We start from the raw sequence: 15635 nt of genomic DNA on the forward strand, positions 1-15635 counted from the left end.
AATGCAATGAAGTTCAGCGAAATCAATGAAGGGCAGTGGGAGGAGCTGCGCCCTTATCTGGATACCTGCCTCCTGCCGGTGACAGGTCTTACCGGCGCCGAGTCTCCTTGGCAGGCCGCCAGGGAGCTGGAGCATCTACGCGATGCGCTGGACCTGCTCGAGATCCCGTTTAAGGGCCGGACTGTTACGTACCCGGCTCTTCACTTTACACCGGCCGGGGACACGGTGACGCTCCGCAGCCTGCTGCAGCAGGTATGTACGGGCCTGCGGAGCGAGGGCTTCCGGTATGTGGTTCTGGTTACCGCACAGCCGGAGGAGGTACTCTCCACCGAGGTGCTGGAGGCGGGAGGAGCGGACCGGATTCTGCGCTGTCCACAGCAGCAGCTGGAGCAGAAGGGGGCGGAAGCGAAACGAGAGGCAGCGGGTATGCTGACAGATCTCTGGCATCCGGCCCAAACCTTGTGATAGATGTATGAACTGTGGGAAAAATGCGAATTCTATGGAAGAACCTGTTTAACGAATTGTCAAATTTCAGTTGTGACAATTTCGTTAAAAGTTGCGTAGCGCTTCCATGTTCCATGCCTCAATGGCTCGTCTCCATTCTTGACGCACCCTATGACGTAAGCTATTATAGTTATGTCCTAGTAAATGGTGTAAAGTTATGTCGAACGACTGATATATGTGGCAAAAGGGGGTAGAACGAGAATGAACGATCGCACGAATCAAGAATCGCAGCGTCATGGCGAGAAACCGGTTAAGCGTCGCGAAATGTCCAGACGCCAGTTTCTTTCCTACACCCTCGGTGGAGCGGGAGCTTTCATGGGTGCAGGCATGATTGTTCCGATGGTTCGGTTCGCAGTGGATCCGGTCCTTCAGCCTAAGTCCAAAGCGGATTGGGTGAAGGTTGTGGAAGAAGCCCAAGTTACCGAAGTACCGAAATCCTTCAAATTCAAAGTGCATCAGGTCGACGGCTGGTACGAGAACGATCCTGAGCTTGAAGCGTGGATTGCAAAAGGCAAGGACGGCAAAGTCTTCGCTTTGAATCCGACCTGTAAACACCTTGGCTGCACAGTGAACTGGAATGGTAATCCGGAATACAAGGATCAGTATTACTGCCCTTGTCACGGCGCACACTACACGGCCGACGGGAAAAACCTGGCTGTCGCACCGCTGCCGCTCGATGAGTATGAAGTGAAAATCGAACAGGGCTTTGTATACCTCGGTCAGCTCGGTCCGAACAAACGGGTGTAATAAGGAGGCGTAGCATCAGATGTTTAAAAACGTCTATAACTGGATCGACGAACGTCTGGATATCACGCCGATATGGAGAGACGTTGCGGACCACGAAGTTCCTGAGCACGTTAACCCGGCTCATCACTTCTCCGCTTTCGTTTATTGTTTCGGTGGATTGACGTTCTTTATCACGGTTATTCAAATCTTGTCCGGTATGTTCCTCACCATGTATTACGTTCCGGACATAATCAACGCTTATGCCAGCGTAGACTACCTGCAGCATAAGGTTGCTTTCGGCGTAATCGTGCGCGGCATGCATCACTGGGGTGCCAGCTTGGTTATCGTCATGATGTTCTTACATACCCTCCGCGTATTCTTCACGGGTTCTTACAAAGCTCCCCGCGAGATGAACTGGGTCGTAGGTATGCTTATTTTCTTTGTCATGCTGGGTCTGGGTCTTACAGGCTACCTGCTTCCTTGGGACAACAAGGCATACTTCGCTACCAGCGTTACGCTGAAGATCGTGGAGTCCGCACCTTACATCGGTCCTTACGCGAAGACGTTCCTGCAGGGCGGCGAGATCGTCGGCGCACAGACACTGACGAGATTCTTCGCACTGCACGTGTTCTTCCTGCCGGGAGCGCTGCTTGCCCTGCTCGCCGGACACTTCTTCATGATCCGCAAGCAAGGGATCTCCGGCCCGCTCTAAGAAGCGGCGAAGCCTGCTTGATGTAAACGGTTCTCATGAATAACGAGAAGGAGGGGCGATTCGTGGCTCACGGTCCTAATAAAGATGAAAAAATCGTGTTTGTCGGGGATTCGCGTGTACGTGTGAAAGCGTCCAAGCTGATTCCTCAAGACTTTTCGGCATACCCCGGAAAATCGGAAGTCTTCATTCCGAACTTCCTGCTGAAAGAGTGGATGGTCGGCGTTGTGGTGCTTTGCGGGATCCTGGCTCTGGTTATGTCCGAAGCGGCTCCGCTCGGCTACCCTGCCGACCCGACGAATACATCGTTTATTCCGATGCCGGACTGGTACTTCCTGTTCATGTACCAGCTGCTGAAATATCCGTATACTTCAGATCAATTTATCGTACTTGGTACCCTCGGGGTTCCAGGGGTCCTCTTCGGCGGCCTGCTGCTCGCTCCTTTCCTGGACACCGGCCCGGACAGACGTTTCTACAAGCGTCCGATTGCATCCACGCTGATGTTCCTCGGCCTGATTGCAGTAACGTATCTTACGGTCACTTCCTGGTCCCACTATCAGCATGAGCTCAAGGAAAAGAACATCATTCCGGAGCACATCAAGCGGGAAGAGGAAATGCACGCAAGCAAGGGCACGGCCGGCGGCGAAGGCGCCACCAAGAAACCGGCTGCATCCGCAGCGGCCATCGTGGCTCCGGATGATCCGGCGGCAGCGATATACCAGAAATCCACTTGCATTTCCTGCCACGGCGGGGATATGAAGGGGATGCCTTCGGCTAAGATCCCTGCGCTTCGCGGCGTAGGCGACAAGCATGATAAGGCGGCGATCCTCGGCATCATGAAGAATGGTGTAGGCAACATGCCTGCCCAGTATGATGCCAATGTCAGCAAAGGCTTGAGCGAGGCTGACCTCGACAAGCTGGCGGATTGGCTCTCAAAGCAAAAAGCAGCACAATAAGCATTTGACTAAAACCTGGCCGTTTTCGCGGCCAGGTTTTTTTAAAAGGCAGTTTTGGGAAGCTAGGGAAGCCATCTGAGAATGCCGGCAGATTAGTGCAAACCTCAGGAGCACAGCTGCCCTTTGGGAGGATATTCATTTGTTTGGGTTTCGATGGACCTATTGGTTTTCAAGAGAGTTTTTGACGAGCAGACTAATGCTGTGGGGATTGTTGTGGACCAACCTGCTTGGGACCCTCTACGGTTATGAATGGTATGCCAAACAGCTTGCTTATACGGCGGGCGAAATGAAGCTTGGCTTCCTGCTGCCCTTTGTACCGGATAGTCCGACAGCCAGCCTGTTCTTTACGCTGTTCCTCTGGTTTCTGATCCGTGACCGGAGAAGAGGGCTGAATGCGGCGGCCCCGATGCCCGTAAGCCCATGGAGGGGCTTGGTTGAGGTTTTCGCGCTGGTGACTTCATTCAAGTATGGGATATGGGCTGTGGCGATGATCTGGGCGGCCGCCTATCAGGGAGATCCGCCGCTGTGGCAGGATTGGATGCTGACCTTCTCCCATCTGGGCATGGCCGCGGAAGCGCTGCTGTATGCCGGACTTTACCGATACCGTTGGATTTCCATTGTCCCGGTGGCCTGCTGGGTGGTCATGAATGAAGTCATTGATTATGGGTTCGGTGTCTACCCCTGGCTCCCTGAAGTGCTGGAAGATAACTTGGTGGAGATCGCCTCGTTTACCCTCGGGCTCAGCCTGATCGGTATTGCCATTGCCGTGCTGCTGTTCATGCTTAGAGTGAAGAGATTGCCTCCGGCCGGGGGGAGAAAAGGGGTCTAAACCCGGACAAACCTCCATAAGATGTGCTAGGAGGGGATGACGGTGTTCGGTGACCGGAGAGGAAGAAGGGTCGGACTCCTGTTCCTGCTGGCTGCAGTCTGCCTGCTGGGTTCAGGCTGTACGTCCGCCAGCAGTCAGGAGCCGTCTGCACAACCGCAGCCGCAGCGGACGGAAGCACAAATGCAGCAGGCAGAACTGCTCAATCAATCGGCGGAGAACTTGTACCAGAAGGTGCTGCAGGGGGATGTGACCGGCAGCCGGACTGCGCTCGGCCAGGTCGGTGATCTCGCGACCCAAATGCGGTTCGAGGGATTAACCACCGTCGAGGGGATGAATGCCTTGACGCAGACGATTACCGAAGCGAAGAAGGTGTTCCAGGCGGTTCGCTACAATCCGGCCGAGGGACAGGCGGCGGCGGTGAAGCTGAGACTGGCCGCGGATGCGTTGATTCATAAGAACCAGCCGCTCTGGCTGCAGCATTATAAAACACTTCAAGAGGATGCGGGCGCACTGGAGAAGGCTTCCGCCGAAGGCAGCCGCGAAGCCCTGCGCCGGAGCGCCGCAGACCTGAGGGAACACGTTGCGATTATTCATCCGTCGCTGCTCATCTCCCGGGTTGCGGCGGATGTGGCCAAGCTTGACTCTCTCGTCACGTTCGTCGGCACACAAACGGACGGCAGTGCTGAGCACTACCGTAATGTGCAGAATGCGATCGCTCCGCTGAGGCAGACGATCGACAAGCTGTTTATGAAGAAGGAGACCACCGCCTATCTCCCGTATCCCGAGCCGCCGCATCCGATTCTGTGGACGATGACGTTCGGATCGGTGATTCTCGCGGCCCTTGCTTTCGCCGGGTGGAGGCTCTCGAAGAAGGACGGCGGCCTGACGACTATCCGCCGGGGCGGGGAGGAAACCTTCTAGCTCCCTTCCCGGCAGCTTGAACATGGAGCGTTATCCGTTAGGCTTAAAGCCTTCGCCCACAACGTCGTGGACCTTCGTGATGATCAGAAACGCGAGGGGATCGATCGAGTGGACAAGGTCTTTAAGCCTTTTCATTTCGATTCTGGATACCACACAGTAGATCACGTTCTTCGGCTGGTTCGAGTAAGCGCCGAAGGCGGGGAAAATGGTAGCCCCCCGGTCAAGCTCCTTCGTGATCACAGCGGCCACTTCTTCAGACCGATTGGAGATGATGGTGAACGCCTGGGTCGCATACGAACCTTCAATGAGCACGTCGATCAGTTTGGATGCGATGAAGACGGCTACGAAGGTATAGAGGATCTTCTCGACAGGCAAAAAGAAGACGGAGAGACCGATGACCACCACATCGATCATAAGGATGGTCCGGCCGATACTCACACCTTTCCATTTGTTGGCGATCCGTGCTGCGATATCGGCTCCCCCGGTGGTTCCTCCATAGCGGAACACGATGCCGAGACCCGTCCCAAGGGTGACTCCAGCATAAGCGGACACAAGGAAGAGATCATGCTCCGTCTTGAACGGGACGAGCCAGCCGGCGGAGATCAGCACTTCCATCACCCAAAGAAAGAACGAGACCGCCATCGTGCCGACGATCGTAAAGAGCATCGGAGCACGGCCGAGAAACCTCCAGCCAATGAAGAAGAGCGGGACATTGAGGAGCAGGGTAGAAACCGAAGGCTTAAGGCCGAAGATGTAGTTGAGCAGCAGCGCGATGCCGGTAACGCCGCCTTCCATCAGCTCGTTGGAGATGACGAAATAATGAAGACCGAAGGCATAGATGGCCGTTCCGAATAAAATGGGAACGATGGATTTGAGCAGCGATTGGACTTGTGCCATAACGAACCTCCCAAAGAATGGCCGGTACGGATACCGGACCTACATAGAGATTACCCTATTATAGCAAAAATCATTTGTCATCCGCCCTTCTTTTGCGTTAACATGGTACTGATGTCCGCCAGAAGCGGGCAGCGACAACGGAATAAGGCTGGTGACGGTTCTCCACATGTCCGAGAAGACACTGAAAGACCTCCAGGGCGAGGTCCACGAATACATATCACAGTTTAAAGAAGGGTACTTCCAGCCCCTTACCATGCTGGCACGTATGTCGGAAGAAGTCGGGGAGCTAGCCCGTGAGGTCAATCACCGGTTCGGAGAGAAGCCGAAGAAGCCGGATGAGGAGGACAACTCCATCGAATTGGAGCTCGGCGACATCCTATTCATTACGATCTGCTTTGCCAACTCCCTTGGGATTGACCTCAGCGAAGCGCACGACAAGGTGATGCACAAATTCCGCACCCGGGATGCCAATCGCTGGACGAAAATCAACACCGAACCTGAAGCCTGATCATATGCTGTACCATCCCCCCTTGACCCGAAGCTCCGGGCAGATTCGGACGAGGCGGGTACCCCTTGTGAGAGGAGAGGGCGGATGGACGGCGAAACGGCGATTCGTAAGGCATACGAATCGATTCTGAGGCATGACTTCGAGCAGGCGGTCGCATGGTTCGAACAGGCCATCACGCTGGATCCCGATAATGCCGCTTATCATTATAAGCTGTCGATTACGTATGCCAGAAGCAACAAGCTGGAGAAAGCGATTGAGCACGCGCAGCAGGCGGTGGACCTGGACGGCCGTGACGAGCACTATACCTTCCATCTGCAGCACCTGCAGGCCAAAAGGCTGCTCTTCACCGCAGAGAAGCTGTTTGATGAGCCGGAGGAGCGTCTTTGGCTGGCGGTGGAGCTGCTGAAGCAGGCGGTGGAGCTGGATCCGCTGTCCTTGGAAGGGTTTCTGCTGCTCGGCATGGCTTATCACCGGCTGGGCGAATTCGCACAGGCACTCCGGAGTTTGAAGGAGCTGCTGAAGCTGGATCCCCAGCATGCAATCGGCCGGAGGCTGTACGCAGACTATGAGCAAAAATGGAAACAATATATGAAGAACGCATCCCCGTGAGGGGGGCAGGCCGAAAGGAACGAGAACTCTCATGAATGAAATCATAACGGTAGCGGTAGCCGGAGCCAGCGGACGGATGGGTCGCGAAGTGGTCAAGATGGTGCTGGGCGACCCTTCTCTGAAGCTGGCGGCGGCTGTCGCCCGGTCTGCGGCAGGGCAGGATGCAGGCCGCATGGTAGGGCTTGACACCTGCGGTGTGGAAGTAAAGGGTAATCTGGAAGCCGTGCTTGCCGAGACCCGGCCTGATGTGCTCGTCGACTTTACGACACCTCATTTGGCTGCGGGGAATACAAGGCTTGCGATTGAATACGGCGTCCGTCCTGTCATGGGCACGACGGGATTCACCCCGGAAGAGATCGCGGAGCTGGATAAGCTGTGCAGGGAGAAGGGCATCGGCGGACTGATCGCCCCGAACTTCTCGATCGGTGCCATCCTTATGATGAAATTTGCCGCCGAGGCGGCAAAGTATATGCCTCACCTTGAAATTATCGAGTATCACGGAGACCAAAAGCTCGACGCCCCATCGGGGACGGCCATCAAGACGGCGGAGCTCATCTCTGAAGCCAGACAGGAGCTCCGTCAGGGCAACCCGGACGAGGAAGAAACCATCGAAGGCTCCCGCGGCGGTTATTACAACGGGTTTCGCATACATAGTGTAAGGCTTCCGGGGGTCTTCGCCCAGCAGGAAGTCGTGTTCGGCGCCTTCGGCCAAACGCTGAAGATCAGGCACGACTCCTATGACCGGGCAGGCTACATGCCCGGCGTGAACGCGGCTGTCAAGAAGGTCATGACCCATACCGGGCTGGTGTACGGTTTTGAGCATTACATGGACTAGCCTGCAGGAGGACATGGGAGGGGCCCAAACAGGCTTTCTCTCCGGTGTCCTCGTTTTGTAGGCAGGAAGTGCAGGCATATGGAGCAGATGAGAAGCAGGCTGCGAACTCGGAGAGGAGCACGACAAGAAAATGAGTATGAAAATTGCATTGATCGCGCATGACCGCAAGAAAGATGAGATGGTGAATTTTGTAACCGCCTATGAGACGGTATTCCAGAACCATGAGCTGTACGCCACGGGAACGACGGGCACCCGCATCATGGAGAGAACCCAGCTGAATATCCACCGGTTTATGTCGGGCCCGCTCGGCGGGGACCAGCAGATCGGGGCGCTTGTGGCCACCAATGAAATGGATCTCATCATCTTCCTGCGCGATCCCCTGATGGCTCAGCCGCACGAGCCGGATATCATCGCGCTGCTCCGTCTGTGCGACGTTCAGGGTATTCCGTGCGCCACGAATATCGCTACAGCCGAAATTCTGGTGAAGGCGCTCGACCGGGGCGACTTCGGCTGGAGAGAGCTGGTACATAAGTACAAGCCGGGGATCGAAGAATGAGCACCATGAACGACACGCTGGACTTGTTGATCTTCGGTGCGCATCCGGACGATGCGGAGATCGGGATGGGTGGCACGATTGCCAAGCACACGAAGGAGGGTCAACGTGTCGGGATCTGCGATCTGACCCGGGCCGAGATGTCCTCCAACGGTACGGTCGAGATCCGGCAGGCGGAGGCTGAGGCGGCTTCACAGAGTCTCGGTATCGTGGTCCGGAGCAATCTCGGGCTGCCGGACCGCGGGCTGGAGCTGCGGGCGGAGCTCGTGAACCCGATCGTGCAGGAAATCCGCCGCTGGAAGCCCCGCGTCGTCTTCGCGCCTTACTGGGAGGACCGGCACCCGGATCATATCGCCTGTTCCCGGCTCGTGCAGGAGGCGGTGTTCAACGCCAAGCTCCGCCGGTATTTACCGGAGACCGAGGCGCATGCCGTGAAGGACTGTTATTTTTATTTTATCAACGACGTGGTGAATCCGGATGTGATGGTGGATATCACCAGCGTCTACGAGAGCAAACGCGAATCGCTGCGTGCCTACCGCTCCCAGTTTGAAGCGGCAGGGGCGGGCAATGATTATGTGGCGACTCCGCTTAACCAGAACTATCTGGAGCGGGTGGAGGCCAGAGACGCTCTTCTTGGGCAGAAGCGATCGGTCGCTTTTGCGGAAGGGTTCATGAGCAGGCTGCCTTATCTGGCGGACTTGTTGTAAACACGAACTCAGCGATTACAGAGGGGGGCGTATGCCGTGAAGGACCGGCTGAAAATCGGAATTACCTGTTATCCTACTCTGGGGGGCTCTGGCGTCGTAGCGACGGAACTCGGCAAGCTGCTCGCAGAGAAGGGGCATGAGGTTCATTTTATAACGCACAGCATGCCTTTCCGCCTGGGGAAATTCGACCGCAATATCTTCTATCACGAAGTCGAAGTCAACGACTATTACGTGTTCAAATATCCGCCGTACGACCTCTCCCTGGCCAGCAAGCTGGCCCAGGTGGTCAAGCTGCAGGGGCTCGATCTGCTCCATGTGCATTATGCGATTCCCCATGCCGTCTGCGCCCTGCTGGCCAAGCAGATGGTCGGCGACCAGCTCAAGGTGGTCACAACCCTGCATGGAACGGACATTACGGTTCTTGCGCAGGATGAATCGCTTAGCGATCTCATCGGCTATGCCATTAACGGCAGCGATGCGGTTACGGCCGTCTCCAAGGATCTCATCAACGAGACGCGCAGCCTGCTGGGCATCACGAAGGAGATCGACCTTGCCTACAATTTTGTGGACAAGCGGGTGTACTATCCGCGCGAAGTGGCGTCCCTGCGCAAGGAGTTTGCTCATCCGGACGAAAAGATTCTGATTCACATCTCGAATTTCCGTCCGGTGAAGCGGGTAACGGACGTGGTAGAGATCTTCGACCGCGTGAGGAAGGACGTGCCGGCCCGGCTGCTGTTCGTCGGCGAAGGGCCGGAGCTCTCCAAGGTGCTGTGCAAAGTGAAGGAAAAAGGCCTGCTCGACCGCGTGACCTTCTGCGGCAAACAGGATGACGTGGCGCAGCTGCTCTCCCTGGCGGATCTCATGCTGCTGCCGTCGGAGAAGGAAAGCTTCGGGCTCGTAGCACTCGAAGCCATGGCTTGCGGCGTGCCTACCGTGGCATCCAATGCGGGCGGGATTCCCGAGTTGATCACGCATGGGGAAACCGGCTATCTGGCCGAGATCGGTGACGTGGATGCCATGGCGGAGTATGCCCGGAAGGTCCTGACGGATGATGCCCACGCCGCACAGCTTCGGGAAGCTTGCCTTCACCGGGCCCGGTATACGTTCTGTAACGACGTCATAACCCGTCAGTACGAAGAGATCTACTACCGGGTGCTCGGACGGCCGCTGACGGAGGACATCCGGAAGAAGCCGCTCGAATGCTGAGAAAGCGTGCACACCGATGAGCACACAAATGAAATCTGCTGCCCTGGCGATCGTAAGAAGGCTGAACGAGCACGGCTTCCAGGCGTATCTGGTCGGCGGCTGTGTCCGTGACGAGATGCTGGGACGGACGGTGAAGGACTATGACATAGCAACCTCCGCTCGGCCGGAGCAAGTCCAAGCTCTGTTCGAACGGACGGTCCCGACCGGGCTGCAGCACGGCACGGTGACCGTTGTCGTGAACCGCGTGCCTTACGAAGTGACCACCTTCCGCAGGGAAGGGGACTACGAGGGGTTCCGGCGGCCTGCGGAGGTGGAATACATCGATTCGCTCCTGGAGGATCTGAAGCGCCGTGACTTTACGATGAATGCCATGGCACTGAATGCCGAGGGCGGGCTGGTCGATCCCTTCGGCGGCATGACGGACATGAACGAAAGGCTGCTTCGGTGTGTGGGTGCAGCGGAAGAGCGGTTCCGCGAGGATGCGCTGCGGATGCTGCGCTGTCTCCGCTTCGCGTCGGAGTACGGCCTGCGGATCGAGGAGAAGACATGGGCCGCCCTTCAGGCATGCGTCGGACTGCTGCAGCATATTGCGATGGAGCGCTGCCGTGCGGAGCTCGAGCGGATGCTGGGCGGCGCCGATCCGAACCGGGCGCTCGAGCTGCTTGCAGGAAGCAGTGCGCTCCGGCATACGAAGACCGATATTGAACTCGCGAAGCTCGACGGTATTCCGTCGGAGTCATGGCCCGATCTGCTCGCGATTCCCTCGGCGGATGAACGCCTGGTATACTTGTACCTCCGCCTGGGACTGGAGGCGTCTGCGATCACAGAGGATCTGAAGCGGCTTACGTTCTCGAATGCGCAGCAGGATGCGGCTTCCAGGACAGCAGGGGCCCACCGGGAACTGTCCGCTTCAGCGGCGGGCGGCGCATCAGGCGGGAATGCCAGGGAGGCATGGATCCGCGCCCTGCTCCGGTACGGAGCGGATGCACTTCTGCGGCTGAGGCGCTTGTATGCCCTGGATGGGCACCGGCTGCTGGGGCTGCGCTCCCTTGAGATCATGGATGAAGCCCGGGCGGCTGGGGAAGCCGCGCTCGATGCCTGGATCTTGAGCGGCCCCGCCTGGCTGGAAGCCGTGCCGGCGGGAAGCCTGAAGGAGCTCCAGGTAAGCGGGCAGGATCTCGTTCGTCATCTGGGCGATAAGCCGGGTCCCTGGACGGGCCTGCTGCTGAGCCGGCTCCTGGAGGAGACGGCCCTTGGACGTCTGTCCAACGATAGAGACACCCTGCTGACCGCTGCAATGGAGCTATACGAAACTGTACAGAAGAAGGAACACGCATGACAGAGCGATTGGTGGAGCTGTTTGAAGCATCCCAGGGGGCTTTTTTGTCGGGCGAGGAGCTCAGCGAGAAGCTGGGGATCTCCCGTACCGCCGTGTGGAAGCGAATTGAGAAGCTGCGCGAGGAGGGCTATACGTTTGAAGCCGTACCCCGCAAAGGGTACCGCCTGATCGGCAAACCGGACAGGCTGGATCCCGCCGCATTGGTGTCGCGTCTGCAGACCGGGCTGTTCGGCCGGCGCATTCACTACCACCAGGAGGTGGAATCGACGCAGACGACCGCTTTGGCCCTCCTCGCCGAAGGAGCGCCTGAAGGGACCTTGATTCTGGCTGAGCAGCAGACGGCCGGCCGGGGCAGGCAGGGCAGGCCCTGGATCTCGCCAAAAGGCAAGGGGCTGTGGATGAGCCTTGTGCTAAAGCCTGCGGGCCTGCCGATCTCCTGCACTCCGCAGCTGACGCTGCTGGTCGCCGTGGCCCTGTGCCGGGCGGTCCGTGCCGAGACCGGCGTTGAAGCCGGTATCAAGTGGCCTAATGACCTGCTCGTCGGAGGACGCAAAATTTCCGGAATTCTCCTGGAATCCCGTGCAGAGGATGCAAGCCTGCAGCACATTATTGCGGGTGTGGGCATCAGCGTGAATCTCATGGAAGAGGATTATCCGGAAGAGCTCCGGGCAGCGGCCACCTCGCTTGCACTGGAGGCGGGCCGAACCATCGACCGGACCCAGCTGCTGTGCCGGTTCCTCCTGGAGTGGGAGCAGCTGTACAAGCTGTATCTCGAGCAGGGCTTCGGCCCGGTCAAGCTGCTGTGGGAGGCGCTGACCGTCTCGCTGCACCGGACGATCCGCTGCCGTACGCCACAGGGCTTCGTAGAAGGCTATGGCGAAGGGATCGATGACTTTGGGGCGCTGCTCCTGCGGCTTCCCGACGGCACCCAGCGGAGACTGATCTCCGGCGATGTCGAATTTAGGTGACATCCAGCGTCCGTTTTGGTATAATTAAGGTAATGAAGGCGGTATCCGTAAGGAGCTGCACTTCACGCATGTTGGAGCTTATGTTCCTTAATTCCTAAACTTCATAGCATCAGCCAGCAATATGTCGGATTCTGCTCTGAGCCCTGCGGGGACCGAGACAGAAGGATCATATGACAAGTTCAACATGTGAACCTTTCGCCTCGGTATCTTCTTTTCGATACCCGGCCGGAAGGTTTTTTTGCTTTGTGCCATACTACTTTTATCAGACAGGCAGGGACGGTAAGGAGGCCGGATCTGGTTCTCCGGAACGTTCAGGCCCGTCAACCTCGGAGGTGCTTACCTTGTCCAACCGCAAACCGGTAACAACAGCCAAGCTGCAGAAGATGAAGAGTGACGGAACGCCGATCAGCGTCATTACCGCTTATGACTACCCTTCGGCTCTGCTGGCGGATCAGGCGGGAGTGGACGTCATCCTGGTCGGCGATTCGCTCGGGAATGTTGTTCTCGGTTACGAATCGACGATTCCCGTGACACTCGACGACATGGTGTACCACACCAAAGCGGTAACCCGTGCGGCCCGCTCCAGCTTCGTGGTTGCGGATCTGCCCTTCATGACGTACCACGGCAGTCTGGATGCCACACTGGCCCACGCGGCCAGACTCATGCAGGAGGGGCTGGCCAAAGCCGTCAAGCTTGAGGGAGGCGCGGAGATCGCCCCTGCCGTGCGCGCGCTTGTGCAGGCCGGCATCCCGGTGATGGGACATATCGGGCTTACGCCGCAGTCCATCCATCAGATCGGCGGCTTCAAGGTGCAGGGGAAGACCTCGTCCCAGGCCCAGAAGCTGATCGACGATGCGCTTGCGCTGCAGGAGGCCGGTGCCTTCTCGATTGTACTTGAGCTGGTAACCGATCAGCTGGCCGCTCTGGTGACGGAGAAGCTTGCGATTCCGACCATCGGGATTGGGGCGGGTGCAGCCTGTGACGGGCAGGTGCTTGTCTTCCACGATGTACTCGGCTATGGGGAGGAATCGCATCCCAAGCGCTTTGTCAAGCCTTACGCGAATATCGGAGAGATCATCCGCTCGAGCATCCGCCAGTATGTGGAAGAGGTGAAGGACCGCAGCTTCCCGGGTCCGGAGCATTCGTTCCATATGGACGACGAAGCGGCGGCTTCCCTCTATGGGAGCAGCGGGAACCCCGGCCCGGACTTCCGTCCGGCGGTAGAGCAGAAGACCTTGAGGGAACCGGAAAAGGTCCCTGTCAAGTAAAGAGCGCCGGTTCAATGCAAATGGACGCTGCTTCCCGCCCATACCCGGCAGGAGGCAGCTCCGATAAAACCCAGGAACGGAGCAGGCTGCATATGGAAACCGTTAATCAGATACATCAGCTGCGCCAGCTTCTAAAGGATAAAAAGGCAGAGAACCCGGGCCTGACGGTCGGGTTCGTACCAACAATGGGCTTTCTTCACCGGGGGCATGCTTCCCTGATGGAAGCCGCCCGCAGAGAATGCGATCTCGTGGTGCTGAGCATCTTCGTTAATCCGTTGCAGTTCGGCCCCAATGAGGATTTCGAGCGCTATCCGCGGGATGAGCAGCGGGATTTGGAGATCGCAGGGAAAGCTGGGGTGGACTTGGTCTTCTTCCCGCAGGTAGAGGAGATGTATCCGTCGCCGACCAAGACCATCGTCTCGGTCTCCGGCGTCTCCGAGGGCCTCTGCGGCGCCTCGCGTCCCGGCCATTTTGACGGCGTGTCTACCGTGGTAACGAAGCTATTCAACATCGTGCAGCCGGACCGTGCTTACTTCGGGCTGAAGGATGCGCAGCAGGTCGCGGTCATCGAGCAAATGGTGCACGATCTCAACATGCCCGTAACGATTGTTCCTTGTCCGATCGTCAGGGAAGCGGACGGGCTGGCGCTTAGCTCCCGTAACGTGTATCTGAACGAAGAAGAGCGCCGGCAGGCACTTGTTCTGTCAGCCGCGCTGAACGCCGCGGAGCGGTTCATCGAGGAGCGGGGCAGAGAGGCCACTGCGGCTGAGCTTACCCGAGTCATACGCCAGGAGATCGGGAAATCCGCGCTGGCCGACATCGACTATGCGGAAGTGCTTACGTACCCTGCACTCGAGCCTTTTGCGACCCTTGAAGCGGGGCAGCGCATTATTACGGCTCTCGCCGTGCGGTTCGGCCGCACGCGCCTGATTGACAACCGGATATTGAACATCCGGTAAGATCGGAAGCCATACATTCCAGGAGGCGATTCATCCATGTTTCGTACTATGCTGAAGTCCAAAATCCACCGCGCTACGGTAACGGAAGCCAATCTGAATTATGTCGGCAGCATCACCATTGATTCCGATCTGCTGGACCTGATTGACATGCTTCCGAACGAGAAGGTGCAGATTGTCAATAATAACAACGGAGCACGCTTCGAAACCTATATCATTCCGGGCCCCCGCGGCTCCGGCGTCGTCTGTCTGAACGGGGCGGCTGCCCGCCTCGTGCATCCCGGCGACACGGTCATTATTCTCTCGTATGTCATGCTCTCCGATGAGGAAGCGCGCAAACACGTGCCTCAGATTGCCATCATGGGCGAGAACAACCGCGTAGTCAGCGTGCTTAAGGAAGAAATTCATTCCACGGTTTTGTAGTCCTGCATGAAACGTGACGGGTAGACGCACAATGTAACTACAGTAGACGAAGCGTAAGGTGGGATCAGCCGTGTTCAAACATCTTTTTGCTTCTATGAACGAGATGCTGGGCGAAGTCTTGGCGGACTACCCGTCCTCTACCGGTGTCAAACGCAGAGAGCTGCAGGAAAAGCTCCGCGCGCTGAAAGCCATGAGCGACGCATGCATTGAAGAGTGGCTGCAGTTCGAAGAGACGATGGGTCAGGGGATGCGCGCGGCCGGCATGACGCTCAGCGGCAGCGACCCCTCGGATCCGGAGGTGGCCGGCAAACGAACCGAGCTGTTCATCCGCGGGCAGGGTTTTTACAAGCTGCATATGTTCGATGAGGCCATTGCTGAATTTCGTGAACTGGTCCGCCTGCAGCCTGATTTTACTCTGGCCCGTATCTATCTTGCGATGTCGCATCTCCGCAAAGGGGAAATGACCGAGAGCTACACCCAGTTTCATTTTTTATCCCAGCTTACCGAGAATCTGCAAATTAAGGCGATTTCTTACAATGCGATGGGCTGCATCCAGGCGCAGCAGCAAAATTTGGATAAGGCCTGTGAGTTTTTCAATTTGGCTTACCGCACCGATCCGTCAAGCGTTCAGCCTCTGCTTGAGCTGGGCGTTTGCAGTGAAGGAAACGGCGGCCTGCAGTTTGAGATTTCCCCATCCCGCGAACCGCTTTCATAAGAGCAT

The 15635-nt window shown here is 57.4% G+C and carries 19 protein-coding genes; 18 read left to right on the plus strand and 1 reads right to left on the minus strand.

Features of this window, described 5'->3' with window-relative positions; translation table 11 throughout:
- Positions 1 to 6 precede the first annotated feature (6 nt).
- The 6 genes from ACP26L_RS14880 to ACP26L_RS14905 all read left to right on the plus strand — a co-directional run bounded on the left by ACP26L_RS14880 (position 7) and on the right by ACP26L_RS14905 (position 4645).
- Complete coding sequence (locus tag ACP26L_RS14880) at positions 7 to 465, plus strand: DUF2487 family protein (protein WP_426453600.1); 459 nt, start codon at positions 7 to 9, stop codon at positions 463 to 465.
- A 240-nt stretch (positions 466 to 705) separates the two neighbouring features.
- On the plus strand, positions 706 to 1251 hold the full coding sequence (locus tag ACP26L_RS14885; protein WP_426453601.1) for a ubiquinol-cytochrome c reductase iron-sulfur subunit: 546 nt from the start codon (positions 706 to 708) through the stop codon (positions 1249 to 1251).
- A 19-nt stretch (positions 1252 to 1270) separates the two neighbouring features.
- On the plus strand, positions 1271 to 1942 hold the full coding sequence (gene qcrB, locus ACP26L_RS14890; RefSeq protein WP_013916530.1) for a menaquinol-cytochrome c reductase cytochrome b subunit: 672 nt from the start codon (positions 1271 to 1273) through the stop codon (positions 1940 to 1942).
- A 62-nt stretch (positions 1943 to 2004) separates the two neighbouring features.
- Positions 2005 to 2895, plus strand: coding sequence for a c-type cytochrome (locus ACP26L_RS14895; RefSeq protein ID WP_426453602.1), 891 nt, complete (start codon positions 2005 to 2007; stop codon positions 2893 to 2895).
- A gap of 196 nt (positions 2896 to 3091) precedes the next feature.
- Positions 3092 to 3724: a DUF1405 domain-containing protein gene (locus ACP26L_RS14900; protein ID WP_426453604.1), complete on the plus strand. Its 633-nt coding sequence runs from the start codon at positions 3092 to 3094 to the stop codon at positions 3722 to 3724.
- A 36-nt stretch (positions 3725 to 3760) separates the two neighbouring features.
- On the plus strand, positions 3761 to 4645 hold the full coding sequence (locus ACP26L_RS14905) for a sporulation protein YpjB (protein ID WP_426453606.1): 885 nt from the start codon (positions 3761 to 3763) through the stop codon (positions 4643 to 4645).
- Positions 4646 to 4675: 30 nt separating this feature from the next.
- On the opposite strand, the gene ACP26L_RS14910 is transcribed toward ACP26L_RS14905, so the two are convergent.
- Positions 4676 to 5542, minus strand: coding sequence for a YitT family protein (locus tag ACP26L_RS14910; protein ID WP_426453607.1), 867 nt, complete (start codon positions 5540 to 5542; stop codon positions 4676 to 4678).
- 166 nt (positions 5543 to 5708) lie between these two features.
- Here ACP26L_RS14910 and ACP26L_RS14915 point away from each other — a divergent pair, with 166 nt between their 5' ends.
- The 12 genes from ACP26L_RS14915 to ACP26L_RS14970 all read left to right on the plus strand — a co-directional run bounded on the left by ACP26L_RS14915 (position 5709) and on the right by ACP26L_RS14970 (position 15629).
- The gene (locus ACP26L_RS14915) at positions 5709 to 6050 is read left to right on the plus strand and encodes a nucleotide pyrophosphohydrolase (protein WP_426453609.1); all 342 of its coding nucleotides are present in this window, start codon (positions 5709 to 5711) and stop codon (positions 6048 to 6050) included.
- 84 nt (positions 6051 to 6134) lie between these two features.
- Positions 6135 to 6659, plus strand: coding sequence for a tetratricopeptide repeat protein (locus ACP26L_RS14920; protein ID WP_426453611.1), 525 nt, complete (start codon positions 6135 to 6137; stop codon positions 6657 to 6659).
- 31 nt (positions 6660 to 6690) lie between these two features.
- Entirely contained in the window at positions 6691 to 7494 is an 804-nt protein-coding gene (dapB, locus tag ACP26L_RS14925; protein ID WP_426453612.1) for a 4-hydroxy-tetrahydrodipicolinate reductase, read from the plus strand.
- A 136-nt stretch (positions 7495 to 7630) separates the two neighbouring features.
- Positions 7631 to 8050, plus strand: a complete 420-nt coding sequence (gene mgsA, locus ACP26L_RS14930) for a methylglyoxal synthase (RefSeq protein WP_426454953.1) — start codon at positions 7631 to 7633, stop codon at positions 8048 to 8050.
- A 5-nt stretch (positions 8051 to 8055) separates the two neighbouring features.
- Complete coding sequence (bshB1, locus tag ACP26L_RS14935; protein ID WP_426454954.1) at positions 8056 to 8754, plus strand: bacillithiol biosynthesis deacetylase BshB1; 699 nt, start codon at positions 8056 to 8058, stop codon at positions 8752 to 8754.
- A 36-nt stretch (positions 8755 to 8790) separates the two neighbouring features.
- Entirely contained in the window at positions 8791 to 9960 is a 1170-nt protein-coding gene (gene bshA / locus ACP26L_RS14940; protein ID WP_426453614.1) for an N-acetyl-alpha-D-glucosaminyl L-malate synthase BshA, read from the plus strand.
- Positions 9961 to 9976: 16 nt separating this feature from the next.
- A complete protein-coding gene (locus ACP26L_RS14945) occupies positions 9977 to 11299 on the plus strand; it encodes a CCA tRNA nucleotidyltransferase (RefSeq protein WP_426453616.1) in 1323 nt (440 codons plus the stop codon).
- Positions 11296 to 12267, plus strand: coding sequence for a biotin--[acetyl-CoA-carboxylase] ligase (locus ACP26L_RS14950; RefSeq protein ID WP_426453618.1), 972 nt, complete (start codon positions 11296 to 11298; stop codon positions 12265 to 12267). The genes ACP26L_RS14945 and ACP26L_RS14950 overlap by 4 nt, the downstream gene beginning before the upstream one ends.
- A 341-nt stretch (positions 12268 to 12608) precedes the next feature.
- Entirely contained in the window at positions 12609 to 13535 is a 927-nt protein-coding gene (panB, locus tag ACP26L_RS14955) for a 3-methyl-2-oxobutanoate hydroxymethyltransferase (protein ID WP_426453620.1), read from the plus strand.
- 92 nt (positions 13536 to 13627) lie between these two features.
- On the plus strand, positions 13628 to 14494 hold the full coding sequence (panC, locus tag ACP26L_RS14960) for a pantoate--beta-alanine ligase (RefSeq protein WP_426453621.1): 867 nt from the start codon (positions 13628 to 13630) through the stop codon (positions 14492 to 14494).
- Positions 14495 to 14530: 36 nt separating this feature from the next.
- Positions 14531 to 14914 (plus strand): aspartate 1-decarboxylase, encoded by a 384-nt coding sequence (gene panD, locus ACP26L_RS14965; protein WP_269866632.1) that lies wholly within the window; start codon positions 14531 to 14533, stop codon positions 14912 to 14914.
- A 70-nt stretch (positions 14915 to 14984) separates the two neighbouring features.
- Complete coding sequence (locus ACP26L_RS14970) at positions 14985 to 15629, plus strand: tetratricopeptide repeat protein (protein WP_426453623.1); 645 nt, start codon at positions 14985 to 14987, stop codon at positions 15627 to 15629.
- Positions 15630 to 15635 lie beyond the last annotated feature (6 nt).

Origin of the sequence: Paenibacillus sp. S-38 (assembly GCF_049942825.1) — a bacterium.
Taxonomy (GTDB): Bacteria; Bacillota; Bacilli; order Paenibacillales; family NBRC-103111; genus Paenibacillus_G.

Excerpts from the sequence above, each read along its gene's own strand:
- ACP26L_RS14880 (WP_426453600.1), top strand. The coding sequence starts at position 7 with ATGAAGTTCAGCGAAATCAATGAAGGGCAGTGGGAGGAGCTGCGCCCT.
- ACP26L_RS14885 (WP_426453601.1), top strand. The coding sequence starts at position 706 with ATGAACGATCGCACGAATCAAGAATCGCAGCGTCATGGCGAGAAACCG.
- qcrB (WP_013916530.1), top strand. The coding sequence starts at position 1,271 with ATGTTTAAAAACGTCTATAACTGGATCGACGAACGTCTGGATATCACG.
- ACP26L_RS14900 (WP_426453604.1), top strand. The coding sequence starts at position 3,092 with ATGCTGTGGGGATTGTTGTGGACCAACCTGCTTGGGACCCTCTACGGT.
- ACP26L_RS14905 (WP_426453606.1), top strand. The coding sequence starts at position 3,761 with ATGACGGTGTTCGGTGACCGGAGAGGAAGAAGGGTCGGACTCCTGTTC.
- ACP26L_RS14910 (WP_426453607.1), bottom strand. The coding sequence starts at position 5,542 with ATGGCACAAGTCCAATCGCTGCTCAAATCCATCGTTCCCATTTTATTC.
- ACP26L_RS14915 (WP_426453609.1), top strand. The coding sequence starts at position 5,709 with ATGTCCGAGAAGACACTGAAAGACCTCCAGGGCGAGGTCCACGAATAC.
- ACP26L_RS14920 (WP_426453611.1), top strand. The coding sequence starts at position 6,135 with ATGGACGGCGAAACGGCGATTCGTAAGGCATACGAATCGATTCTGAGG.
- dapB (WP_426453612.1), top strand. The coding sequence starts at position 6,691 with ATGAATGAAATCATAACGGTAGCGGTAGCCGGAGCCAGCGGACGGATG.
- mgsA (WP_426454953.1), top strand. The coding sequence starts at position 7,631 with ATGAAAATTGCATTGATCGCGCATGACCGCAAGAAAGATGAGATGGTG.
- bshB1 (WP_426454954.1), top strand. The coding sequence starts at position 8,056 with ATGAACGACACGCTGGACTTGTTGATCTTCGGTGCGCATCCGGACGAT.
- ACP26L_RS14945 (WP_426453616.1), top strand. The coding sequence starts at position 9,977 with ATGAGCACACAAATGAAATCTGCTGCCCTGGCGATCGTAAGAAGGCTG.
- ACP26L_RS14950 (WP_426453618.1), top strand. The coding sequence starts at position 11,296 with ATGACAGAGCGATTGGTGGAGCTGTTTGAAGCATCCCAGGGGGCTTTT.
- panC (WP_426453621.1), top strand. The coding sequence starts at position 13,628 with ATGGAAACCGTTAATCAGATACATCAGCTGCGCCAGCTTCTAAAGGAT.
- panD (WP_269866632.1), top strand. The coding sequence starts at position 14,531 with ATGTTTCGTACTATGCTGAAGTCCAAAATCCACCGCGCTACGGTAACG.